This is a genomic window from Mycobacterium sp. NGS34 (genome assembly GCF_059812845.1).
Map to the genome: position 1 here is coordinate 123,095 of NZ_JCALDM010000007.1, position 23,493 is coordinate 146,587.

Below are 23,493 nucleotides of genomic sequence, written 5' to 3' on the forward strand. Positions count from 1 at the left end.
CGTCAGCCAGTGCCGGAGTTCGGCACGCGGTCCGCATCAGGAGGAACACCACATGTCGTTTGTCGTCACCGTGCCGGAGCTGCTCGAAGCGGCGGCCGGCCGGCTGCACGTTATCGGCTCCGCCGTCAGCGCGGCCAACGTGACCGCCGCATTTCCGATTACCGGAGTCATCCCGGCCGCGGCCGACGAAGTCTCCGCGGCGACGGCGGCGGCCTTCTCCGGCTACGGCCAGGCCTACCAGGCGATCAGCGCCGAGGCGGCCCTGATCCACGACGAGTTCGTCAGGGCCCTCGGGCTCGGCGCCAACTCATATGCCGCCACCGAGGCGGCGAACGCGGCGCAGGCCGGGGGTGTCCGTGTGGCGCACGTCGCGCCACCCCGCATGGCCCCGACCGCGCCCGCCCGCATGACGCACGTCGCGCCCCCGCGGCCCGCTCCTACGCCGCGTGCCACCCCCGTCTTTGGCGCCGCGCCCGCCGGTCGGGCGTCGTATGGCGGCGGCTATGGCGGCGTTCGCCCCGCGACGCACGGCGGCGGTTACGCCGGCGGCAACTACGGGGGCGGTCGCGTGGATCCCTACGCGCGCTTCGGCTACGGCGGTCACGCGGCGCCGTATGCGGGCGGCTACGGCGCCCACGCGGCGCCCGCCGCGCCCGCCCACCCGGCACCCGCCCGCCCGGCGCCCGTGGCGCCCGCCCACCCGGCGCCGCCCCGGCCGGCTCCCGCCGCGCCGACTTCGCCCGCACCCAATTACCCGGGGACCGTTCACCCAGAGCATTACGTGCCCGTCTACCCGTCACCCGGCGGCCCGGCGCAGGCCTTGCCGGCGCGCGCCTAGCGACAACCACTCAAAGAAGGGATCTACCAATGGACTTCGCCGCGTTGCCACCGGAAATCAACTCCGGACTGATGTATGCGGGCCCGGGCTCGGCGCCGATGCTGGCCGCGTCGGCGGCCTGGGACGGTTTGGCCGCCGAGCTACGTTCGGCCGCGACCAGTTACGGGTCGGTGATCGTGGAGCTCGCCGACGCCGGTTGGCAGGGCCCGTCGTCGGCGGCGATGGCCGCCGCCGCCGCGCCGTACGTGGCGTGGCTGCACGGCACCGCCGCACAGGTCGAGCAGGCCGGCATGCAAGCGGCCGCCGCGGCCGCCGCGCACGAAGCCGCGTTCGCCGCCACCGTGCCCCCGCCGCTGATCGCCGCCAACCGCGCCCTGCTGATGACTCTGGTCGCGACCAACTTCCTGGGCATCAACACCCCGGCGATCGCGGCCACCGAGGCGCAGTACGCCGAGATGTGGGCCCAAGACGCCGCCGCGATGTACGCCTACGCCGCGTCCTCGACGACGGCATCCGCGCTCACCCCGCTGGCGACGGCGCCGGTCACCACGAACCTGGTGGGCTTGGCCGGCGGCGCCATCGGAACCGCCGTCACCAATCTCGAGGGCGCCGCGCAGGGCCTGGTCACCCGGGCGGTGACGGGGCTGTCGGCGATCCCGGCGGAGCTCAACGCGGCCGGGCCCTCGTTGGTCAGTGGATTCCAGTCCGGCATAGGCGAATTCGCGCAACTGATCGGCGCGCCCCTCGGCCAGGGCGCGCCGGGCGCGACCACGACGCCGAACCCTGGTGTGATGGCGCCAATGGTCGCCCCCGACCCGGCCGTGCGGCCGGCGTTCATGCCCGCGACGCCCACCGTGCCGCCAATGCGCGTGACGCCGGGGATGGGCGTACCCGCCCGCCTGGCGCCGTCGGCGGCGTTCGGTCAGGCCACTTCTGTCGGGGGTTTGTCGGTGCCCTCGGGCTGGACACCGGCGTCGGTTCCGGCCGCCGAGGCACCGGCCGTCTCGCCGATATCGGGAACCCCCGCTGCCTCGCCGATGATGGCCCGCAGCCTCCCCGCGACCACGGTCGCAGGCATGGAGATGCGTGCGTCCGGTGCCGCCGAGTTGCCCCGAGTCAGCGTCTTGCCGCGTGTGGTCGGATGACGGAAGGGAGGAGCAGCTTCCGCGACCATCGATGACCAATCATCAACCACCACAACTACTTTCGAAGGAGAAACGAATGACCGCACGATTCATGACCGACCCGCACGCAATGCGGGACATGGCGGGCCGCTTCGAGGTCCACGCCCAGACGGTCGAGGACGAGGCCCGCAAGATGTGGGCGTCCTCGCAGAACATCTCCGGCGCGGGCTGGAGCGGCCAGGCCCAGGCGACCTCGCTGGACACGATGGGCCAGATGAATCAGGCCTTCCGCAACATCGTCACCATGCTGCACGGGGTGCGCGACGGCCTGGTCCGCGACGCGAACAACTACGAGCAGCAGGAGCAGGCCTCGCGGCAGCTCCTGAGCAGCTAGCCAACCGATCAGAACAGGAGACGATTCACATGACCATCAACTACCAATTCGGCGATGTCGACGCCCACGGCGCCACCATTCGCGCGCAGGCCGCGGCGCTGGAGGCCGAGCACCAGGCCATCGTTCGCGATGTGCTTGCCGCCGGGGACTTTTGGGGCGGCGCCGGCTCGGTGGCCTGCCAGCAGTTCGTCACCGAGCTGGGCCGCAACTTCCAGGTGATCTACGAGCAGGCCAACGCCCACGGCCAGAACGTGCAGACGGCCGGCAGCAACATGGCCGGCACCGACAGCACGGTCGGGTCCAGCTGGGCGTAATAACCTAAGGCGTGACCAGAATCTTGCAGTGGCGCTCGGGGTCGGCCAGGTCGTCGAAGGCCTGGCCGACGCCGTCCAGCCCGACCTCCCCCGTGATCACCGGGGAGACGTCGATGTCGCCCTCGGCCAGCGCGCGCAGCGAGTCGCCGAACTCCTCCGGGGTGTAGGCGAGGACGAACTGCACGCTGATCTCCTTGGCGATCGCGAAGAAGGGATGCACGGTGTCGGGCTGCATGCACACCCCCGCGACGACCAGGCGGGTGCCCGGCCGGGCGCGGCGCAGCACATCGTCGATGATGCCCGGCACCCCGATCGCCTCGAACACGACCGCGGGTTTGACGGCGTCGAAGGGCGATCCCTGGGCCGCGTCGAGCGTCTGGTGGGCGCCCATCGCGGTGGCCAGCTCGCGTCGCTTCGGCGAGAAATCCGATGCCGCGATCGTTTCGACGCCGCGCGCCCGAAGGGCCGCGATGATGGCGATGCCGATCGGACCGCAGCCGAGCACCAGGGCCGTCTCGCCCGGCGCGATGTTGGATTTGTTGACGGCGTGCAACCCCACCGCCATGGGTTCGGTCAACGCGGCATGCTTGAAGTCGAGGCCGTTGGGGATCGGCAACAGCAGTGGGGCCGAGAGCAGCATTCGTTCGGCGTAGCCGCCGATCGTGCTGTTGCTGTACACGATCGGTTCAACACCCTTGGTGGACAACAGAACTGGGAGCGAAGTGACCATGGTCCCCGGCGGATGGGTGTCCGTGTCGGGCCCGGCCTCGAGCACCTCGGCGCTGAACTCGTGACCCATGTAGACGTCGCTGTTCAGATCGACGCCCATGCCCCTGGCGCCGGCGGCCACCTGCGCCGTCATCTCCATGACCTGGTCCCCGTGGGAGGCGAAATGCAAGTCGGAGCCGCAGATTCCACACGCGCGCACGCCGACCAGCACCTGTCCCGGTCCGGGCACCGGCTCGGGCACGTCGTCCCGGTAGACCATCCGGCCTTCTCGCAACACCGCAGCGCGCATCAGCTCTCCACGCCCTTCTGCTCGTCGACATGTTCGGTGATGGCTTTGACGATGGCATCGCCGGCGCGTCCGATCAGTTCGTCGCGTTTGGCCCGGGCCCAGTCGTGAGACGACCGCGACGCTTCGAGCTGCCCCTTGAAATGGGGAATCACCCTGCGGGCCATCAGGTCATAGCAGTGGTAAGTCGCTTCCGGCGAGGCCCAATCGTGGCCGAGCATCAGCAACGTCCCGAAACCGCCCGACCGTTCGAGCAGGTCTTCGATGTGCGCGATCGCGTCGTCCGGCGTGCCGATGCAGCAATTGCCCTGGGCGGCATAGTCCGCGACGAACTCGCGCGGCGTCTGCGCCTCGCCGTCGACCGTGTTGGACAGCGGCACGAAGCCGGCCGCGCCGAAATAGTTGGCGAAATCCTGTAGCCCGTAGGTGCAATCGTCGATGGCCTGCTCGCGGCTGTCGGCAATGTGCATGATGCTCAAGACGCGCCAGGAAGTCCGGTCCGGCTCGTCGCGGCCGACCTTGGCGGCCTGGTCGCGCACCACCTCCCAGGTGTTCTCCAGCGCCGCGTAACCGCCCGGCACCGACATCGACAGCGACAGCAGCGAGGTGCCCAGCGCCCCCGCCAGCCGCGGGCCGGACGGCGAAATCATTGCCGCCGTGGAGATCTCCGGGTAGGGCCACGTGTAGGGGCGAATGTGCAATTGCGCGTCGCGCAGCGTGAACCAGTCGGTGTGGCGGTCGACCCGTTCGGACGGCCCCGCGCGGAACAGCGCCAGGATCGCCTCGAGGGATTCCTGCATCATGTGTCGCTGGTCGACCGGGTCGATGCCCATCATGTACGCGTCCGACGGCAGTGCGCCGGGCCCGGTGCCGAACATGACCCGGCCGCGGGTCAGGTGGTCCAGCAGCACCCAGCGGTCGGCCACCATGAGCGGATGGTGGTAGGGCAGCGAAACCACCCCGGTGCCCAGCCGGATGTGCTTGGTCCGCTCGGCCGCGGCGGCGATGAACACCTCCGGGCAGGCGATCAGCTCGTAGCCACCCGAGTGGTGCTCGCCGAACCAGGCTTCGTCGAACCCGAGGCGGTCCAGCGCGACGACGCGCTCCATGTCGTATTCCAGTGCGACCGTGGGGGATTGGCCGATGGGATGAAAAGGCGTGATGAAGACGCCGAATCGCAGCGGGACACTCATTACCATTCCACTCCTTTGAGGAACTCGAGCAGTGCCGCATTGACCTCGTCGGGCCGTTCCTGCTGCAGCCAATGTCCGGCCCCTTCGATCATCACCTCGCGGTAGGGGCCGGAGATCACCTCCGAAACGCGGTCGCGACTGGTGAAGGACAGCACCGGATCGCCGGTTCCGGCGATAAAGATGCACGGCACGTCGATCTTCGCGCCGTCGAGTTCGGCGGTGGTCTCCCAGTTGCGGTCGAAATTGCGGTACCAGTTCAGGCCACCGGTGAATCCGGTACGGGAGAACTCGGCGATGTAATGGTCGAGTTCGTCCTGGCTGATCCAGTCCGGCAGCCCGTCGGGCTCGGGAAGCCGATCGATGAAGCCCTCGGGCCCGGGGGCGGCCATCCGCATCAGCGCGTCCGCTCCGCCGGAACCGTTCAGGCTGCTCATCATCCGTCGCATGGTTCGGGCGGGGTCGCCGGCGAGTTCTGCGTCGGCGACGCCGGGCTCCTGGAAGTAGAGGATGTAGAAGAAGTTCTCGCCGAACAGCTTGCTCCACGCCTCCGTCGGCGCCACCTGCGAGCGGGGCAGCGCCGGCACGCTGAGTGCGGCGACCGCCGCGACCCGGTCGGGGTGCAGCAGCGGCGCATGCCACGCAACGGGCGCACCCCAGTCGTGCCCGATCCACATGGCGCGCTCGGCGCCGACGTCGTCGAGCAACCCGACCAGGTCGGCGGTCAACTCATGAATGTTGTACGCCTCGATCGAATCCGGGCGGGATGAGCCGCCGTAGCCGCGCTGGTCGGGCGCCAGCACGTGATAGCCGGCCTCGGCGAGGACCGGTATCTGGTGTCGCCATGAATAGGCCAGCTCGGGAAAACCGTGGGCCAGGATCACCGCGGGCGCGCCGCGCTCTCCGGCCTCGGTCACCCGCAGTTGCACGCCATTTGTGTCTACTAACCGCTGGGTTGACGAAAGCACCGTCTCACCAAATCACAAGGACCCCGGGCTGAGAAGGGCTTCTTTATCGCCCGCGTCGCCCGCCCCATAATTTGGGCATGCGATTGGACCACGTGGTTCTCTGGACGAGGGACGCACGGGCGGCGATGGATTTCTACACGCGAGTGGTCGGGCTGGCGCCGGTACGTCTCGCGGAGTTCGAGGCCGGCGAGGCGCCGTTCCCGAGCGTGCGGGTGTGCGACGACTCCATCATCGATCTGATGCCGCTTGACATGGCTTCGGCCGCGGCGTCGTCGGCGGTGGCCGAGGGAAGCGCCGGCCAACCCGTCAACCACGTCTGCCTCGCGTTGTCGAAAGCCGAATACGACGCGCTGGATGCGCGCCTGCGGGCGGAAGGGGTGGACACCAGCGCGCGGCTGACCCACAGCTTCGGGGCCCGAGGGTGGTCGCCGCAGACGTACTACTTCGCCGACCCCGACGGCAATGTGGTCGAGGCCCGCTATTACGAGTGAGCGGCCCCCACTCGGCGAGTGTGTGGTTTGCCACGTCGGGAACCGGACCGGGAACCGCCGCTCGTTGTCTCGTGAGGATGCCGCGCCCCGGCTCTGCCGGGGCTGGCGATCGACACTAGCGGTAGCCTGGACTTTTGCAGCTTCGTGTATCGGGGAAGGACCTGGCCGACGAGGCCGATGATTGATGAACCGGAAAAACGTGATTCGCACCCTCACGGCGATCGCCGTTGTGGTGCTGCTGGGTTGGTCGTTTCTTTACTTCAGTGACGACACCCGCGGTTACAAGCCCGTCGACACCTCGGTGGCGATGTCCCAGATCAGCGGCGACAACGTCAAGAGCGCGCAGATCGACGACCGCGAGCAGCAGCTGCGGTTGACCCTGAAGAAGGGCAACAAGGACACCGACAACTCCGACAAGGTCATCACCAAGTACCCCAGCGGATACGCGGTCGACCTGTTCAACGCGCTCAACACCAAGAACGCGAAGGTCAGCACCGTCGTGAATGAGGGCAGCATCCTGGGCGAGTTGCTCGTCTACGTGCTGCCGCTGCTGTTGCTGGTGGGCCTGTTCGTGATGTTCTCCCGCATGCAGGGCGGCGCCCGGATGGGCTTCGGGTTCGGCAAGTCCCGGGCGAAGATGCTCAACAAGGACATGCCCAAGACCACGTTCGCCGACGTCGCGGGCGTCGACGAGGCGGTCGAGGAGCTCTACGAGATCAAAGACTTCCTGCAGAACCCCAGCAGGTATCAGGCGCTGGGCGCCAAGATCCCCAAGGGCGTCCTGCTCTACGGGCCGCCCGGAACCGGCAAGACGCTGCTGGCCCGCGCGGTCGCCGGCGAGGCCGGGGTGCCGTTCTTCACGATCTCCGGCTCCGACTTCGTCGAGATGTTCGTCGGCGTCGGCGCCTCGCGGGTGCGCGACCTGTTCGAGCAGGCCAAGCAGAACAGCCCCTGCATCATCTTCGTCGACGAGATCGACGCGGTGGGCCGCCAGCGCGGTGCCGGGCTGGGCGGCGGCCACGACGAGCGCGAGCAGACGCTCAACCAGTTGCTGGTCGAGATGGACGGTTTCGGCGAACGCGCCGGAGTGATTCTCATCGCCGCTACCAACCGGCCCGACATCCTGGACCCGGCGCTGTTGCGGCCCGGCCGATTCGACCGGCAGATCCCGGTGTCCAACCCTGACCTGGCGGGCCGCCGCGCGGTGCTGCGGGTGCATTCCAAGGGCAAGCCGATCGCGCCCGACGCCGACCTGGACGGGCTGGCCAAGCGGACCGTCGGCATGACGGGCGCCGACCTGGCCAACGTGATCAACGAGGCGGCGCTGCTGACCGCTCGCGAGAACGGCACCGTCATCACCGGCCCCGCCCTCGAGGAGGCGGTGGACCGGGTGATCGGCGGCCCCCGCCGCAAGGGCCGGATCATCAGCGAGCACGAGAAGAAGATCACCGCCTACCACGAGGGCGGGCACACCCTGGCGGCCTGGGCGATGCCCGACATCGACCCGGTCTACAAGGTGACGATCCTGGCCCGGGGACGCACCGGCGGCCATGCGGTGGCGGTCCCGGAGGAGGACAAGGGCCTGCGGACCCGCTCGGAACTGATCGCGCAGCTGGTTTTCGCGATGGGCGGGCGCGCCGCCGAGGAACTGGTATTCCGCGAGCCGACGACGGGCGCGGTGTCCGACATCGAGCAGGCCACCAAGGTCGCCCGCTCGATGGTCACCGAGTTCGGGATGAGTTCAAAGCTGGGCGCCGTCAAGTACGGCACCGAGCACGGCGACCCGTTCCTCGGCCGCACCATGGGCAATCAGGCGGACTACTCGCACGAGGTCGCCCGCGACATCGACGACGAGGTGCGCAAGCTGATCGAGGCCGCGCACACCGAGGCGTGGGAAATCCTCACCGAATATCGCGACGTGCTCGACACACTCGCCGGCGAGCTGCTGGAGAAGGAAACCCTGCACCGGCCCGAGCTGGAGGGAATCTTCTCCGGCGTCGAAAAGCGCCCGCGGCTCACCATGTTCGACGACTTCGGCGGCCGCATCCCGTCGGACAAGCCGCCGATCAAGACGCCCGGCGAGCTGGCCATCGAGCGTGGCGAGCCGTGGCCGCCGCCGGTCGAGGAGCCGGCCTTCAAGGCGGCCATCGCCGCGGCCACCCAGGCCGCCGAGGCCGCCCGTGCGGAGGCCGACAGAAACGCCAACGGCCCCAACGGTTCTCACGGCGGCCAGCCCGGCGGCGATCGGGAGCTCGCTCCGCACGGCCCGACCCAGCCGGACTACGGCGCCCCGGCCGGCTGGCATGCGCCGGGATGGCCGCCGCCCCAACAGCAGCAACACCAGCCGAACTACTGGTATCCGCCCGCGCAGCCCCCGCAGCAGCCCTACTGGCCGCAGCCGGTGCCGAGCTATCCGGGCCAGCAGGGGCCGCCCGCGTACCCGCCCTACCCGCCGTATCCGCCCTATCCGCCGCCCGGCCAAGCCCACCCGGATGCCGGTAAGTCACCCGAGCAAGAGGATGACGACGTGAGCCGGTCCAACCCGCCGGCGCACGGCTGACGAAACGGAGGACTAGATGGCTCTCGCGGATCTGGGGCCCGATACCCGCCAGGAGACTCCGCGCGTTCGGGCGTTCGACCAGCAACGCGCCGAGGCGGCGGTCCGCGAGCTGCTGTGCGCGATCGGGGAAGACCCCGATCGAAACGGCTTGCAGGACACCCCGGCCCGCGTAGCGCGCGCATACCGGGAGATGTTCGCGGGGCTCTACACCGATCCTGACTCGGTGCTGAACACCATGTTCGACGAGGACCACGACGAGATGGTGATCGTCAAGGAAATCCCGCTGTACTCGACCTGCGAGCATCACCTCGTCTCATTCCACGGGGTGGCCCACGTCGGCTACATCCCCGGCAAGGATGGCCGGGTGACCGGCCTGTCCAAGATCGCCCGGCTGGTGGACCTGTACGCCAAGCGGCCCCAGGTTCAGGAGCGGCTCACCAGCCAGATCGCCGACGCTCTGGTGAACAAGCTCGACCCGCGCGGGGTGATCGTCGTCGTCGAGGCCGAGCACCTGTGCATGGCGATGCGCGGCGTCCGCAAGCCCGGCGCCGTCACCACGACCTCGGCGGTGCGTGGCATGTTCAAGACCAGTCCCGCGTCCCGGGCCGAAGCGCTCGATCTGATCCTGCGCAGGTGAGCCCGGCGCCCATGCAGGTGATGGGAGTCCTGAACGTCACCGACGATTCGTTCTCCGACGGCGGGCGCTATCTCGATGCCGACGACGCCGTCGCCCACGGCGTGGCGATGGCCGCCGAGGGCGCGGGCATCGTCGACGTCGGAGGGGAGTCGACCCGTCCGGGCGCCGTTCGCATCGACCCCCGGGTCGAGGCGTCTCGTGTGGTTCCAGTGGTCAAAGAACTTGCCGCACAAGGCATCACCGTCAGCATCGACACCATGCACGCCGACGTGGCGCGGGCGGCGCTGCAGAGCGGCGCGCGGATCGTCAACGACGTGTCGGGTGGCCGGGCCGACCCCGCGATGGCCCCGCTGCTCGCCGAGGCCGGCGTGCCGTGGGTGTTGATGCACTGGCGGCCGGTGTCGCCCGAGCGCCCGCATGAGGCCCCGCCCTATCGCGACGTGGTGGCCGAGGTGCGCGCCGAGCTGCTTGCCAGCGTCGACGACGCGGTGGCCGCGGGGGTGGACCCCGACAAGCTGGTGATCGACCCGGGGCTGGGATTCGCCAAGACAGGACAACACAATTGGGCGTTGCTGCACGCGCTGCCGCAGCTCGTCGCGACCGGGATCCCGGTGCTCCTGGGCGCCTCGCGCAAGCGGTTCCTCGGCGCGTTGCTGGCCGGGCCCGACGGGTCGGCGCGACCGCCCGACGGGCGCGAGACGGCGACGGCGGTGATCTCCGCGCTGGCCGCCCTGCACGGGGCCTGGGGCGTGCGGGTGCACGACGTGCGCGCCTCCGTCGATGCCCTCAAGGTCGTCGAGGCATGGGCCCAGAATGGCTGATCGAATCGAGTTGCGCGGCTTGGCCGTTCGCGGCCGTCACGGCGTCTTCGAACACGAGCGCGCCTCCGGGCAGGATTTCGTCGTCGACATCACCGTGTGGATCGACCTGGCCGACGCCGCCGCCAGCGACGACCTGGCCGACACGTACGACTACGGCGCGCTGGCGCAGCTGGCCGCCGACGTGGTCGCCGGGCCGGCGCGCAAGCTGATCGAAACGGTCGGCGCCGAGATCGCCGACCGGGTGATGCACGACGGGCGCGTGCACGCCGTCGAGGTGGTGGTGCACAAGCCGCAGGCCCCCATCGCGCAACAGTTCGCCGACGTGGCCGTCGTGGTCCGGCGGTCGCGGCGCGGCGGCCGCGGTTCGGTGATCCCGGCCGGCGGGGCGGTATGAGTCGCGACAACGACGATGACGCCGGCGCAGCCGGGGTCGAGAAGTGGCGCTCATGAGCAGAGTCGTGCTGTCCGTCGGCTCCAACCTGGGGGACCGGTTGGCCCGGCTGCAGTCGGTCGTCGACGGGCTGGGGGAGGCCGTGGTCGCGGTGTCGCCCGTCTACGAGACGGATCCCTGGGGCCGGCGCGATCAGGCCCCCTTTCTCAACGCGGTGCTGATCGCCGACGACCCGGCGTGCGACGGGCCGGCCTGGCTGAGCCGGGCGCAGGAGTTCGAGCGGGCGGCGGGCCGGGTCCGCGGCGAGCGCTGGGGCCCGCGCTCGCTCGACGTCGACCTGGTCGCTTGTTACGGCGGCGGCGAAACGGAAGTGATCACCCGCGAGCCCAACCTGACGCTGCCGCACCCGCTGGCGCACCTGCGGGCCTTCGTGATGGTGCCGTGGCTGGCCGTCGAGCCGGACGCCCGGCTGACGGTCGCCGAAGGGCGGCGTCCCGTCGCGCAGCTGCTCGCCGAGCTGGACCCGGCCGACCGGGCCGGTGTTCGGCTGTCCAACCTGACGCTGCGGCTCGAAAAGAAATCGGAAACCTGATGGGCCCGACCCGCAAGCGTGACCTGACGGCCGCGGTGGTCGGCGCTGCGGTGGTGGGCTACCTGCTGGTGGTCTCGCTGTATCGCTGGTTTCCGCCCATCACGGTGTGGACCGGCCTGTCGCTGCTCGGTGTGGCCATCGCCGAGGCGCTTTGGGCGCGTTATGTGCGGGTCAAGATCACCGACGGCGAAATCGGCGCCGGGCCCGGTTGGCTGCACCCGCTGGCGGTGGCGCGCAGCGTGATGGTGGCCAAGGCGTCGGCCTGGGTGGGCGCGCTGGTGCTGGGCTGGTGGATCGGGGTGCTGGTGTATTTCCTGCCGCGCCGGTCGTGGCTGCGGGCCGCCGAGCAGGACACCGCGGGCACGGTGGTGGCCGCCGTCAGCGCGCTGGCGTTGGTCGTCGCCGCGCTGTGGCTGCAGCATTGCTGCAAGTCCCCGCAGGATCCGACCGAGCACGGCGAGGGCGCGGAGACTTAGCGCGCCCGGCGACCCGGCGGTCAACCCGGTCGGGAATCGCCGGAGCCGCGCGACACGCGGAGTGACCTCGCGCAGGTACTCTCAGGCCATGACCGTTCTGTCCCGCGGCGCCCGGGTTCGGCGCGGCGGCCGCAGGCCGGGGTGGGTGCTCTTGACGGCGTTGCTGGTCCTCGCGATGGGGGCCAGTTCCGCACTGGTTTTCACCAACCGGGTGGAACTCCTCAAGCTCGCTGTAATCCTGGCGCTGTGGGCCGCAGTCGCCGGCGCCTTCGTTTCGGTGCTCTACCGCCGCCAAAGCGACGCGGACCAGTCCCGGGTCCGCGACCTGAAGCTGGTCTACGACCTGCAGCTGGACCGGGAGATCTCGGCCCGCCGCGAATACGAGCTGACGGTGGAGTCGCAGCTGCGCCGCGAGCTGGCATCCGAGCTGCGCGCCCAGGCCGAGGACGATCTGGCCGCGCTGCGCGCGGAACTGAGCGCGTTGCGGACCAGCCTCGAGATCCTGTTCGACACCGACCTGCAGCAGCGCCCGGCGCTCGAGACGCACGAGACCGAGGCGCCCCGCGGGCGGGCGTACAGCGAGTGGGAACGCAACGGCGAGAGCAACCCGGACTGGGTGTCCAGCGATCGCGTCGCGTCGGTCGCCCGGGACATCCCGCCCGGCCAGGCGGACAGCCGCGCCGACGACGCCGCGATCATCGACGTGCCCGAGGAGCCGCTGCTGCCGCCCCGGCAACCGCCGCCCCCGCAGTACGACGTGCGCCAAGAGGCGCGGTACGTGGTCTCCCAGGAGCCGCCGTACATGACGCCGCCGCCCGCGCCGCGATTCGAGGAACGTCCGGCCCCGCCACCGCCGCCCCCACCACCGCAGCCGCAGCCGCAGATGCAGGATTGGCGGCCGGCCGCCGCCGAGGGGCAGTGGCTGCCCCCGGGCGCGCCCGGTAGCAACTGGGCCGGCGGCGACCCGGCCGCCCCGGGTGGCGAGTCGCCGGGCGGGCGGCGCGCCCGTCACTCCGGCGCCGAGGAACCCCTGGACGGCTCGCCCTTCGAGCACCCGCAGCCACCGCCGTACGGCGAACCCGGCCGTCGGGCGCGCTCGCGCCACGCGGCGGAATATCGCGACTACGGCGTAGGCAACTATCCCCCGCAAGCGGGCGGTACCCGCACGCCGACGAACGAGCCCACGCCCGCCGCGCCGCCGCCACCCCCGCAGCCCGGCCCGCCGCCCGCCGCGGCGCCGCCACCACCGCAGATGGCCCCGCCGCCGCACGCCGAGGCCCCGCCCCGGCATCGCGGCACCGACCCCCTGGCGCGGGGCTCCGACGGTTCCGACGACAGCCCGCCCAGCGGGGGTCAGTCGGTGGCCGAGCTGCTGGCGCGCCTGCAGGTCGAGCCCTCCGGCGGTGGTCGCCGCCGCCGCCGCGACGGCTGAGCTGGGAGCTTCCTCACATTGGGTCGCGACTAAGAATCGACTAAAGTCTTAGGGACCGTCCGGTACCCGCGCATGGGACTGGAACGAACCAAGAAAGCTGTGAGGTCGTCTGCGATGGGGCAGTTCGACGGGCTGCGCCCCGCTCGGCTCAAGGTGGGCATCATCTCCGCCGGCCGGGTGGGCTCCGCACTGGGTGTCGCGCTGGAGCGCGCCGACCATGTGGTCGTGTCGTGCAGCGCCGTCTCGCACGCGTCGCGCCAGCGGGCGCACCACCGGTTGCCCGACACCCCGGTGGCATCGCCGCCCGACGTGGCCGCCGACGCCGAGCTGCTGCTGCTTGCCGTTCCCGACAGCGAACTCGCCGGCCTGGTTTCCGGGCTGGCCGCCACCTCCGCCGTGCGCCCCGGCACGATCGTGGCGCACACCTCCGGCGCCAACGGGGTCGGCATCCTCGCGCCGCTGAGCCACGACGGCTGCATCCCGCTGGCGATTCACCCGGCGATGACGTTCACCGGCTCCGACGAGGACATCAGCCGGCTGCCCGACACCTGCTTCGGGATCACCGCGGCCGACGAGGTCGGGTACGCCATCGCGCAGTCGCTGGTGCTCGAGATGGGCGGGGAGCCGTTCTGCGTCCCCGAGGACGCCCGCGTCCTGTACCACGCGGCGCTGGCGCACGCGGGCAACCACCTCGTGACGGTGCTCGCCGACGCGATCGAGGCGTTGCGGGCCGCGCTGCGCGGCAGCGAACTGCTCGGGCAACAGACCGTCGACGACCAGCCGGGCGGCCTCGCCGAACGCATCGTCGGGCCGCTCGCCCGCGCGGCGCTGGAGAACACTCTGCGCCGCGGGCAGGCGGCACTCACCGGGCCGGTCGCCCGCGGGGACGCCGCCGCCGTGGCCGACCATCTGGCCGCGCTGGCCGACGTCGAACCGGACCTGGCCCAGGCGTACCGCGTCAACGCCTTGCGCACCGCCCAGCGCGCACACGCCCCCGCCGACGTGCTCGAGGTGCTGGCGCGATGACTCCCGCCTTCAACCCCGGCGAACTCAACGTCTACTCGGCGCCGCGCGACGTCACAGACGTCAGCCGCGCGCTGCGCCACACCGGCCGCCGCGTGATGCTGGTGCCCACCATGGGCGCCCTGCACGACGGGCACCTCGCCCTGGTGCGGGCCGCCAAGCGGGTCCCCGGCTCGGTGGTCGTCGTCTCGATCTTCGTCAACCCGCTGCAATTCGGGGCCGGGGAAGACCTCGACGCCTACCCGAGGACGCTTGACGAGGACCTGGCGCTGCTGCGCGGCGAAGACGTCGAGATCGTGTTCGCGCCCACCGCCTCGGCGATGTACCCCGACGGCCTGCGCACCACCGTGCACCCGGGCCCGCTGGCCGGCGAGCTCGAGGGCGGCGCGCGGCCGACCCATTTCACCGGCGTGCTGACCGTGGTGTGCAAGCTGCTGCAGATCGTGCGCCCCGATCGGATCTTCTTCGGCGAGAAGGACTACCAGCAATTGGTCCTGATCCGTCAGATGGTCACCGACCTCAACATCGACGTGGCCGTGGTCGGCGTCCCCACCGTGCGCGAACACGACGGCCTGGCGATGTCGTCGCGCAACCGCTACCTGGACCCGACGCAACGCGAACTCGCCGGCACCCTTTCGGCGGCGCTGACCGCGGCGGCGCACGCCGCGCCCGCCGGCGCGCGGGCCGCGCTGGACGCCGCCCACGCGGTGCTGGGCGCCGTGCCCGCGATCAGCGTCGACTACCTGGAACTGCGCGACGCGGGCCTCGGCCCGCTGCGGGCCGACGCGCCCGGCCGGCTGCTGATCGCGGCGCGGCTTGGCACCACCCGACTGCTGGACAACATCGCCATCGAAGTAGGAACACCACCGCCGGCACCCACGGGGCCGGACGCTTATCGGGACACCCTCGAATCACATTGGAGGAATTGATGTTACGGACGATGCTGAAGTCGAAGATCCACCGCGCCACCGTGACGCAGGCCGACCTGCACTACGTCGGCTCGGTGACCATCGACGCCGACCTGATGGACGCCGCGGACCTGCTCGAGGGCGAGCAGGTGACCATCGTGGACATCGACAACGGCGCTCGCCTGGTCACCTACGCCATCACCGGCGAACGCGGCAGCGGCGTGATCGGAATCAACGGCGCCGCAGCGCATTTGATTCATCCCGGCGACCTGGTGATCCTGATCGCGTACGGAACGATGGAAGACGCGGAGGCGCGCGCCTACCGGCCGCGGATCGTGTTCGTCGACGCCGAAAACAAGCCGATCGACCTAGGCGACGACCCGGCGTTCGTGCCCGACGGCGTCGACGAATTGCTCGATCCCCGGATCGGCGCGAGGTAACCGTGCTGCTGGCCATCGACGTCCGCAACACGCACACCGTCGTCGGACTGCTGTCCGGATCCAAGGAGCACGCAAAGGTCGTGCAGCAGTGGCGGATTCGCACCGAATCCGAGGTCACCGCGGACGAACTCGCCCTGACCATCGACGGCCTGATCGGTGACGACTCCGAACGCCTCACCGGCGCCGCCGCGCTGTCGACCGTCCCGTCGGTGCTGCACGAGGTGCGGGTCATGCTCGACCAGTACTGGCCGTCGGTGCCCAGCGTGCTCATCGAGCCGGGGGTGCGCACTGGGATCCCGCTGCTGGTCGACAATCCCAAAGAGGTCGGCGCCGACCGGATCGTCAACTGCCTGGCCGCCTTTCACAAGTACCGCAAGGCGGCCGTCGTCGTCGACTTCGGCTCCTCGATCTGCGTGGACGTGGTGTCGGCCAAGGGCGAGTTCCTCGGCGGTGCCATCGCCCCGGGTGTGCAGGTTTCCTCCGATGCCGCCGCCGCCCGCTCCGCGGCGCTGCGCCGCGTCGAGCTGACCCGGCCCCGGTCCGTGGTCGGCAAGAACACCGTCGAATGCATGCAGGCCGGCGCGGTGTTCGGATTCGCCGGTCTGGTCGACGGTTTGGTGCAACGCATCCGCGAGGACGTGGACGGCTTCGCCGACGACCTGGGAGATCAAGTGGCCGTCGTGGCGACCGGCCACACCGCGCCGCTGCTGCTGCCCGAGTTGCACACGGTCAACCATTACGACCAGCACCTGACTTTGCACGGCCTGCAGTTGGTTTTCGAACGCAACCGCGACGCCGAGCGCGGCCGGCTTAAGACGGCCCGCTAAGCGCCGGGCTTCCGCGTCGAGTCTGCGCACAGCGCGCCTCTTGGGCCTTGGGCCCTTTACGCTCTGAGCGCAGGCTCGACGCCGTCATTTAAGCTGGCACGTCGTGAGCTCCGACGCCCCCGACCTTCCCGAGCAGTTCCGGATCCGCCGGGACAAGCGCGCTCGCCTGCTGGCCGAGGGAACTGACCCGTACCCCGTCGCCATCGAGCGCACCCACACCCTGGCCGAGGTGCGCGCCGCCCACGACGGCCTGCCGACCGACACCGCCACCGACGACATCGTCGGCGTCGCGGGCCGGGTCATCTTCGCGCGCAACTCCGGAAAGCTGTGCTTTGCGACACTCCAGGACGGCGACGGCACCACCCTGCAGGTGATGGTCAGCCTCGACAAGGTCGGACGGGAGTCGCTCGACGCGTGGAAGGCCGACGTCGACCTCGGTGACATCGTCTACGTGCACGGCAACGTGATCAGCTCACGGCGCGGCGAATTGTCCGTGCTGGCCGACTCCTGGCAGATGGCGGCCAAGGCGCTGCGGCCGCTGCCCGTCGCGCACAAGGAGATGAGCGAGGAGTCACGGGTCCGGCAGCGCTACGTCGACCTGATCGTTCGTCCCCAGGCCCGCACGGTGGCCCGGCAGCGAATCGCCGTGATCCGGGCGATCCGCAACGCGCTGGAGCGGCGCGGGTTTCTCGAAGTCGAAACCCCAATGTTGCAGACGCTGGCCGGGGGCGCCGCGGCCCGGCCGTTCATCACGCATTCCAATGCGCTCGACATCGATCTCTACCTGCGGATCGCACCGGAACTGTTCCTCAAGCGCTGCATCGTCGGCGGATTCGACAAGGTCTTCGAGTTAAATCGCGTGTTCCGAAACGAAGGGGCAGATTCCACACATTCTCCAGAATTTTCCATGTTGGAGACCTACCAGACCTACGGAACCTATGACGATTCAGCGATCGTCACGCGCGAGCTTATTCAAGAGGTGGCCGACGAGGCGATCGGAACCCGAGAACTCCCCTTCCCCGACGGCACCGTGTACGACATAGACGGAGAATGGGCATCAATACAAATGTATCCGTCGCTGTCGGCGGCGCTCGGTGAGGAGATCACGCCCGACACCACCGTCGATCGCCTGCGGGCCATCGCCGATCGGCTCGGTGTGGAGATCCCCGACAACCGCGACCCCTCTTTCTATGGGCACGGCAAGCTCGTCGAGGAGCTGTGGGAGCACACGGTGGGCAATTCCCTGACCGCGCCCACCTTCGTCAAGGATTTCCCAGTGGAGACAACACCTTTGACGCGGCAGCACCGCAGCATTCCCGGCGTGACCGAGAAGTGGGACCTCTACGTTCGCGGGGTCGAACTGGCCACCGGGTATTCCGAATTGAACGATCCCGTGGTGCAGCGCGAGCGGTTCGCCGCGCAGGTCCGCGCCGCGGCCGCCGGCGACGACGAGGCCATGGCGCTCGACGAAGATTTTCTCGCCGCGCTCGAGTATGGGATGCCGCCGTGCACCGGAACCGGAATGGGTATCGATCGCTTGTTGATGTCTTTGACCGGCCTGTCAATTAGAGAGACAGTTTTGTTCCCGATTGTTCGGCCGCACTCCAGTTGAGTTACCCGTTGCCCCTGGATTGAGTATCCTGCGTTGTTATGGCAGATTGGTGACTTGGGGAGTGAATCCAAACTGCTCAGCAACTGCTCAGGACGAAACGCGAGGGTAAGCTAATGGCGAAAAAAGTGACCGTCACCTTGGTCGATGATTTCGACGGTGCGGGCGCGGCCGACGAAACGGTTGAATTCGGGCTTGACGGGGTGACCTACGAGATTGACCTTTCGTCCAAGAATGCTGCGAAACTGCGCAACGATTTGAAGCAGTGGGTAGCGGCGGGCCGCCGCGTCGGCGGTCGCCGGCGCGGGCGTTCCGGCTCCGGACGTGGCCGCGGCGCCATCGACCGCGAGCAAAGCGCCGCGATCCGGGAATGGGCCCGTCGCAACGGGCACAATGTGTCGACCCGCGGCCGCATCCCGGCGGACGTCATCGACGCATTCCACGCGGCGACCTAAGCGAAGCGCTTACCGGCGCCCGGGTCCGTACGGCCCGGGCGCCGGTCCTTTTCAATTTCGCTGGCGGCGGAACGCTCGCCGCCTCGCGCGGGAAACGCTTTGGCGTTTTTCCTCGTTTACCTGTTACGGCAGCGCGCCAACGGGGGTATGCGGCCGGGACGGCCAGCAACGCCAACGTTAGGAACCCCGGCGGGCCGACCATTACAGTGGAGAGCAGGTACGCGGTTCCGGCCCCTAGGGGCCGGCAATTGGCCATCAAGAGGTCTGTACCGATGCCGAGGGAGAGCAGGTAAGCACCGATGTTCGAAAGATTTACCGACCGTGCCCGCAGGGTCGTCGTCCTGGCGCAAGAAGAGGCCCGGATGCTCAACCACAACTACATCGGCACCGAGCACATCTTGTTGGGTTTGATTCACGAGGGCGAAGGCGTCGCGGCGAAGTCGCTGGAGTCGCTGGGCATCTCGCTGGAGGGCGTTCGCAGCCAGGTCGAGGAGATCATCGGCCAGGGCCAGCAGGCGCCGTCGGGCCACATCCCGTTCACCCCGCGCGCCAAGAAGGTGTTGGAGCTGAGCCTGCGCGAGGCGCTGCAGCTCGGCCACAACTACATCGGCACCGAGCACATCCTGCTCGGCCTGATCCGCGAGGGTGAGGGCGTGGCCGCCCAGGTTCTGGTCAAGCTGGGCGCCGAGCTGACCCGCGTGCGCCAGCAGGTGATCCAGCTGCTGAGCGGTTACCAGGGCAAGGAAGCCGCGGAGGCCGGCACCGGCGGCCGCGGCGGCGAGTCCGGCAGCCCGTCCACGTCGCTGGTGCTCGACCAGTTCGGCCGCAACCTGACGGCCGCCGCGATGGAGGGCAAGCTGGATCCCGTCATCGGCCGCGAGAAGGAAATCGAGCGGGTGATGCAGGTGCTGAGCCGGCGCACCAAGAACAACCCGGTGCTGATCGGCGAGCCCGGCGTCGGCAAGACGGCCGTCGTCGAGGGCCTGGCGCAGGCCATCGTCCACGGGCAGGTGCCGGAGACGCTGAAGGACAAGCAGCTCTACACGCTCGACCTGGGCTCGCTGGTGGCGGGCAGCCGCTACCGCGGTGACTTCGAGGAACGCCTCAAGAAGGTGCTCAAGGAGATCAACACCCGCGGCGACATCATCCTGTTCATCGACGAGCTGCACACGCTGGTCGGGGCGGGTGCCGCCGAGGGCGCGATCGACGCCGCCAGCATCCTCAAGCCAAAGCTGGCCCGCGGCGAGCTGCAGACCATCGGCGCCACCACGCTCGACGAGTACCGCAAGTACATCGAGAAGGACGCCGCCTTGGAGCGCCGCTTCCAGCCCGTGCAGGTGGGTGAGCCGACGGTGGCCCACACCATCGAGATCCTCAAGGGATTGCGGGACCGGTACGAGGCCCACCACCGGGTGTCGATCAGCGACTCTGCGATCGTGGCCGCGGCCACCCTGGCCGACCGCTACATCAACGATCGGTTCCTGCCGGACAAGGCCATCGACCTGATCGACGAGGCCGGCGCCCGGATGCGGATCCGCCGGATGACCGCGCCGCCAGACCTGCGCGAGTTCGACGAGAAAATCGCCGACGCCCGCCGCGAGAAGGAATCGGCGATCGACGCCCAGGACTTCGAGAAGGCCGCGAGCCTGCGGGACCGGGAGAAGCAACTGGTCGCCCAGCGCGCCGAGCGCGAAAAGCAGTGGCGCTCAGGTGACATGGACGTTGTCGCCGAGGTGGACGACAACGAGATCGCCGAGGTGCTGGGAAACTGGACCGGTATCCCGGTGTTCAAGCTCACCGAGGCCGAGACCACGCGGCTCCTGCGCATGGAGGACGAGCTGCACAAGCGGATCATCGGCCAGGTCGATGCCGTCAAGGCCGTCTCCAAGGCGATCCGCCGCACCCGCGCCGGGCTGAAGGACCCCAAGCGGCCCTCGGGCTCGTTCATCTTCGCCGGCCCATCCGGTGTCGGTAAGACCGAGCTGTCCAAGGCGCTGGCCAACTTCCTGTTCGGCGACGACGACGCGCTCATCCAGATCGACATGGGCGAGTTCCACGACCGCTTCACCGCGTCGCGGCTGTTCGGTGCCCCGCCGGGATACGTCGGCTACGAGGAGGGCGGCCAGCTCACCGAGAAGGTGCGCCGCAAGCCGTTTTCCGTGGTGCTGTTCGACGAGATCGAAAAGGCGCACCAGGAGATCTACAACAGCCTGTTGCAGGTCCTCGAGGACGGCCGGCTCACCGACGGCCAGGGGCGCACGGTGGACTTCAAGAACACCGTGCTGATCTTCACGTCCAACCTCGGCACCTCCGACATCTCCAAGCCGGTGGGCCTGGGCTTCACCCAGGGCGGCGGCGACAACAACTACGAGCGGATGAAGCAGAAGGTCAACGATGAGCTGAAGAAGCACTTCCGCCCGGAGTTCCTCAACCGCATCGACGACATCATCGTCTTCCACCAGCTGACGCGCGACGAGATCATCCAGATGGTCGACCTGATGATCGAACGGGTCGGCAAGCAGCTCAAGGCCAAAGACATGTCGATGGAGCTGACCGACAAGGCCAAGGCTCTGCTGGCCAAGCGTGGCTTCGACCCGGTGCTGGGCGCACGTCCGTTGCGGCGCACCATCCAGCGCGAGATCGAGGACCAGCTCTCCGAGAAGATCCTTTTCGAGGAGGTCGGCCCCGGGCAGCTCGTCACCGTCGACGTGGACAACTGGGACGGGGAAGGCGCCGGCGAGGAGGCGGTGTTCACGTTTACCGGAACCCGCAAGCCGCCGGTCGAGCCCGATCTGGCCAAGGCCGGAGCGCACAGCGCACCCGAAACGCAGTAGCGGTTAGCGGAAACGGGCGGTTAGTCTCTCACGGGGCTACCGCCCGTTTTTGCTTTGCTCGAGAAGAAGGGCTCGCCTGTGCTGATCGTGACGACCAATGACCTTCCGGGCTGGGAGATCCAGCGCGTGTGCGGCGAAGTGTTCGGGTTGACCGTCCGCTCGCGAAATGCGTTCTCCCAGATGGGTGCCGGCTTCAAGGCGATGTTTGGCGGCGAGCTGCAGGGGATGACCAAGAACCTCTCCGACAGCCGCAACGAGGCGATGGGAAGGTTGATCGCCGAGGCGCGCAACCGCGGCGGCAACGCGATCGTCGCGATGCGCTTCGACACCACCGAGATCGGTGACGTGTGGACCGAGATCTGCGCCTACGGCACGGCGGTCCAGGCGGTCCCGGTCACCGAGGGCGCCAAGTACACCGCCGGCCAGCTCGGCTACGGCGCCGCGGCGCCCCAACATTGACGCGCGGTCTAGACTGACTCCTGTCCTGACGGGACACGGAATCCGGTGAAATTCCAGAACGGTCGCGCCACTGTCGAAAGTCAGACCCGTAGCCCGTCATCCGCAGCGGGGACGCGTAATCCCCGGAAGGAGTACCCGTGGCAAATCTCGAGAAGGCCAGCGCCCGTACCCGGTCGGTCGACCTGTCGGCGGCAAGTGCCGCGCTCTGGTTGGCGGCGACCGCATTCCTGGCGCTCCTGGCCCTGTACTTCGTCGGGGTCGATCAGGGCGCGGTGTCGCTGTTCGGCAGTGACTCCCACGTGCACGAGTTCGTCCACGACGCACGCCATCTGCTCGGCTTCCCCTGCCACTGACCGTCGGCGTGGAGAAGCGGCTGATCGCGCGCGGTCTCCTGGCGGGGGCCGTCGGCGCGGTGCTCGCGTTCCTGTTCTCCCGCGTGTGCGCGGAGCCGGTCATCGCCCGCGCGGTCGCTTTTGAGGACGGGCGAAACGACGCGCTTGACGCTCATGGCGTGCACGAGCACGGCGCCGAGTTGTTCACGCGCGGGGTGCAGGCCAACGCCGGATTGGGTTTCGGCGTGCTGATTTTCGGCGTCGCGATGGGGGCGCTGTTTTCCGTGCTGTTCTGTGTGGTGTCGGTGCGCGCGAGAACAATTGGGCCGCGGGCGCTTTCGGCGCTCCTGGCGGCGGGCGCGTTCGTCGCGGTCTACCTGGTGCCGTTCCTGAAGTACCCGCCGAATCCGCCCGCGGTGGGCCAGGCGGACACGATCGGCACCCGCACCGGCTGGTACCTGGCGATGGTGCTGGCTTCGGTGGCGCTGGCGATCGCCGCCGGGTTGCTTTACCGACGGCTCGCCGACCGGCTAGGCGCGTGGAACGGGGCCCTGGTCTCGGCGCTGGCCTACGTGCTCGCGATCGCCGTGGTGGCGGTGCCGCTACCGGTCGTCGACGAGACGCCGGCTCCGGTGCGCGACGCCGCGGGCGCGATCGTCTATCCCGGCTTTCCCGCAGACGTGCTCTACGAATTCAGGCTGCTTTCGCTTGGCGCGCAGCTGGTGTTGTGGGCGGGCATCGGCGTGGTCTTCGCGATGCTGGCGGGCCGGCTGCTGGAGGAGCGAGTACCCGCGTGACCGACGTCGTTCGCCTGACCGTGGTGTCGCACGCGATGACCGACGCCATGGCCGACGGGCGCTTTCCCGCGGACGAGCCGCTCAACGGCATCGGCCTTCGGCAGGCCAAAAAGGTTGGGCGCCTTGACATCGATCGCGCCACGCGCCAGCTCACGGGACCCGAGCGGCGCGCCCGCCAAACCGCACAGCTGCTGGGCCTGCACGCCACGGTCGAGCCGCGGCTGGCCGACCTCGATTGCGACGGGTGGTGCGGGCAGACCCTGCGGGCCGTCGGGCCCGCGGACCTCGAGGCGTGGCTCACCGATCCGGCGCGGGCACCGCACGGCGGTGAGTCGATCGTCGACCTGATGGGGCGTGTCGCAGGCTGGCTCGAGAGCCTGACCGCCGAAGCGGCGCCCGCGGTGGCGGTGACGCATCCGGCGGTCATCCGCGCCGCGGTCCTCGGTGCTCTCGACATGCCGCCGAAGTCGTTCTGGCGCTTGGACATCGCACCACTGAGCCGCACCGTCCTGCATTTCCGCAATGGCCGTTGGACGCTGCGCTTGTGAGTTCCTAGCGGCTCTCCG

At 69.4% G+C, this 23,493-nt stretch carries 26 protein-coding genes; 23 read left to right on the forward strand and 3 right to left on the reverse strand.

The genetic code is table 11. The features are described from left to right. Positions 1-52 precede the first annotated feature (52 nt). From AC5Y7V_RS18755 to AC5Y7V_RS18770, 4 genes are all read left to right on the forward strand, one after another. A complete protein-coding gene (locus AC5Y7V_RS18755; protein ID WP_499881534.1) occupies positions 53-838 on the forward strand; it encodes a PE family protein in 786 nt (261 codons plus the stop codon). 29 nt (positions 839-867) lie between these two features. Beyond that, positions 868-1,983, forward strand: coding sequence for a PPE family protein (locus AC5Y7V_RS18760; RefSeq protein ID WP_499881535.1), 1,116 nt, complete (start codon positions 868-870; stop codon positions 1,981-1,983). Positions 1,984-2,059: 76 nt separating this feature from the next. Further along, complete coding sequence (locus AC5Y7V_RS18765; RefSeq protein ID WP_499881536.1) at positions 2,060-2,356, forward strand: WXG100 family type VII secretion target; 297 nt, start codon at positions 2,060-2,062, stop codon at positions 2,354-2,356. A 29-nt stretch (positions 2,357-2,385) separates the two neighbouring features. Further along, complete coding sequence (locus tag AC5Y7V_RS18770; protein ID WP_499881537.1) at positions 2,386-2,670, forward strand: WXG100 family type VII secretion target; 285 nt, start codon at positions 2,386-2,388, stop codon at positions 2,668-2,670. A 4-nt stretch (positions 2,671-2,674) separates the two neighbouring features. On the opposite strand, the gene AC5Y7V_RS18775 is transcribed toward AC5Y7V_RS18770, so the two are convergent. From AC5Y7V_RS18775 to AC5Y7V_RS18785, 3 genes are read right to left on the reverse strand one after another with little or no spacing between them, the layout of a single operon-like run. Continuing rightward, positions 2,675-3,688, reverse strand: a complete 1,014-nt coding sequence (locus AC5Y7V_RS18775) for a zinc-binding dehydrogenase (protein WP_499881538.1) — start codon at positions 3,686-3,688, stop codon at positions 2,675-2,677. Further along, positions 3,688-4,878 (reverse strand): LLM class flavin-dependent oxidoreductase, encoded by a 1,191-nt coding sequence (locus AC5Y7V_RS18780; RefSeq protein WP_499881539.1) that lies wholly within the window; start codon positions 4,876-4,878, stop codon positions 3,688-3,690. Before AC5Y7V_RS18780 ends, AC5Y7V_RS18775 begins: the two co-directional genes overlap by 1 nt. Then, the gene (locus tag AC5Y7V_RS18785; protein WP_499881540.1) at positions 4,878-5,843 is read right to left on the reverse strand and encodes an alpha/beta fold hydrolase; all 966 of its coding nucleotides are present in this window, start codon (positions 5,841-5,843) and stop codon (positions 4,878-4,880) included. The genes AC5Y7V_RS18780 and AC5Y7V_RS18785 overlap by 1 nt, the downstream gene beginning before the upstream one ends. Positions 5,844-5,920: 77 nt before the next feature. Here AC5Y7V_RS18785 and AC5Y7V_RS18790 point away from each other — a divergent pair, with 77 nt between their 5' ends. The 19 genes from AC5Y7V_RS18790 to AC5Y7V_RS18880 all read left to right on the forward strand — a co-directional run bounded on the left by AC5Y7V_RS18790 (position 5,921) and on the right by AC5Y7V_RS18880 (position 23,475). Then, on the forward strand, positions 5,921-6,334 hold the full coding sequence (locus tag AC5Y7V_RS18790; protein WP_499881541.1) for a VOC family protein: 414 nt from the start codon (positions 5,921-5,923) through the stop codon (positions 6,332-6,334). A gap of 184 nt (positions 6,335-6,518) precedes the next feature. After that, a complete protein-coding gene (gene ftsH, locus AC5Y7V_RS18795; protein ID WP_499881542.1) occupies positions 6,519-8,894 on the forward strand; it encodes an ATP-dependent zinc metalloprotease FtsH in 2,376 nt (791 codons plus the stop codon). A gap of 16 nt (positions 8,895-8,910) precedes the next feature. Further along, positions 8,911-9,531 (forward strand): GTP cyclohydrolase I FolE, encoded by a 621-nt coding sequence (gene folE / locus AC5Y7V_RS18800; RefSeq protein WP_499881543.1) that lies wholly within the window; start codon positions 8,911-8,913, stop codon positions 9,529-9,531. Beyond that, positions 9,528-10,352, forward strand: a complete 825-nt coding sequence (gene folP, locus AC5Y7V_RS18805) for a dihydropteroate synthase (protein ID WP_499881544.1) — start codon at positions 9,528-9,530, stop codon at positions 10,350-10,352. Before folE ends, folP begins: the two co-directional genes overlap by 4 nt. Further along, complete coding sequence (gene folB, locus AC5Y7V_RS18810; protein WP_499881545.1) at positions 10,345-10,746, forward strand: dihydroneopterin aldolase; 402 nt, start codon at positions 10,345-10,347, stop codon at positions 10,744-10,746. The genes folP and folB overlap by 8 nt, the downstream gene beginning before the upstream one ends. A gap of 52 nt (positions 10,747-10,798) precedes the next feature. Further along, entirely contained in the window at positions 10,799-11,335 is a 537-nt protein-coding gene (gene folK, locus AC5Y7V_RS18815; RefSeq protein ID WP_499881546.1) for a 2-amino-4-hydroxy-6-hydroxymethyldihydropteridine diphosphokinase, read from the forward strand. Continuing rightward, the gene (locus AC5Y7V_RS18820) at positions 11,335-11,811 is read left to right on the forward strand and encodes a DUF3180 domain-containing protein (protein ID WP_499881547.1); all 477 of its coding nucleotides are present in this window, start codon (positions 11,335-11,337) and stop codon (positions 11,809-11,811) included. Before folK ends, AC5Y7V_RS18820 begins: the two co-directional genes overlap by 1 nt. An 88-nt stretch (positions 11,812-11,899) precedes the next feature. Further along, complete coding sequence (locus AC5Y7V_RS18825) at positions 11,900-13,243, forward strand: DUF6779 domain-containing protein (RefSeq protein WP_499881548.1); 1,344 nt, start codon at positions 11,900-11,902, stop codon at positions 13,241-13,243. A gap of 114 nt (positions 13,244-13,357) precedes the next feature. After that, complete coding sequence (locus AC5Y7V_RS18830) at positions 13,358-14,269, forward strand: Rossmann-like and DUF2520 domain-containing protein (RefSeq protein WP_499881549.1); 912 nt, start codon at positions 13,358-13,360, stop codon at positions 14,267-14,269. Continuing rightward, a complete protein-coding gene (gene panC, locus AC5Y7V_RS18835; protein ID WP_499881550.1) occupies positions 14,266-15,195 on the forward strand; it encodes a pantoate--beta-alanine ligase in 930 nt (309 codons plus the stop codon). The genes AC5Y7V_RS18830 and panC overlap by 4 nt, the downstream gene beginning before the upstream one ends. Then, positions 15,195-15,614 (forward strand): aspartate 1-decarboxylase, encoded by a 420-nt coding sequence (gene panD, locus AC5Y7V_RS18840; RefSeq protein WP_499881551.1) that lies wholly within the window; start codon positions 15,195-15,197, stop codon positions 15,612-15,614. The genes panC and panD overlap by 1 nt, the downstream gene beginning before the upstream one ends. Before the next feature lie 2 nt (positions 15,615-15,616). Then, positions 15,617-16,441, forward strand: a complete 825-nt coding sequence (locus AC5Y7V_RS18845) for a type III pantothenate kinase (RefSeq protein WP_499881552.1) — start codon at positions 15,617-15,619, stop codon at positions 16,439-16,441. Positions 16,442-16,544: 103 nt separating this feature from the next. Further along, positions 16,545-18,053: a lysine--tRNA ligase gene (gene lysS / locus AC5Y7V_RS18850; RefSeq protein ID WP_499881553.1), complete on the forward strand. Its 1,509-nt coding sequence runs from the start codon at positions 16,545-16,547 to the stop codon at positions 18,051-18,053. A gap of 113 nt (positions 18,054-18,166) precedes the next feature. Continuing rightward, complete coding sequence (lsr2, locus tag AC5Y7V_RS18855) at positions 18,167-18,505, forward strand: histone-like nucleoid-structuring protein Lsr2 (protein ID WP_036363110.1); 339 nt, start codon at positions 18,167-18,169, stop codon at positions 18,503-18,505. A gap of 299 nt (positions 18,506-18,804) precedes the next feature. Continuing rightward, complete coding sequence (gene clpC1, locus AC5Y7V_RS18860) at positions 18,805-21,339, forward strand: ATP-dependent protease ATP-binding subunit ClpC (protein WP_499881554.1); 2,535 nt, start codon at positions 18,805-18,807, stop codon at positions 21,337-21,339. Positions 21,340-21,417: 78 nt separating this feature from the next. Beyond that, positions 21,418-21,798 (forward strand): YbjQ family protein, encoded by a 381-nt coding sequence (locus tag AC5Y7V_RS18865; protein ID WP_068131246.1) that lies wholly within the window; start codon positions 21,418-21,420, stop codon positions 21,796-21,798. Between the two features lie 137 nt (positions 21,799-21,935). After that, the gene (locus AC5Y7V_RS18870; protein ID WP_499881555.1) at positions 21,936-22,151 is read left to right on the forward strand and encodes a CbtB domain-containing protein; all 216 of its coding nucleotides are present in this window, start codon (positions 21,936-21,938) and stop codon (positions 22,149-22,151) included. 8 nt (positions 22,152-22,159) lie between these two features. After that, positions 22,160-22,927 (forward strand): CbtA family protein, encoded by a 768-nt coding sequence (locus AC5Y7V_RS18875; protein ID WP_499881556.1) that lies wholly within the window; start codon positions 22,160-22,162, stop codon positions 22,925-22,927. Then, positions 22,924-23,475: a histidine phosphatase family protein gene (locus AC5Y7V_RS18880; protein ID WP_499881557.1), complete on the forward strand. Its 552-nt coding sequence runs from the start codon at positions 22,924-22,926 to the stop codon at positions 23,473-23,475. Before AC5Y7V_RS18875 ends, AC5Y7V_RS18880 begins: the two co-directional genes overlap by 4 nt. Positions 23,476-23,493: the final 18 nt, after the last annotated feature.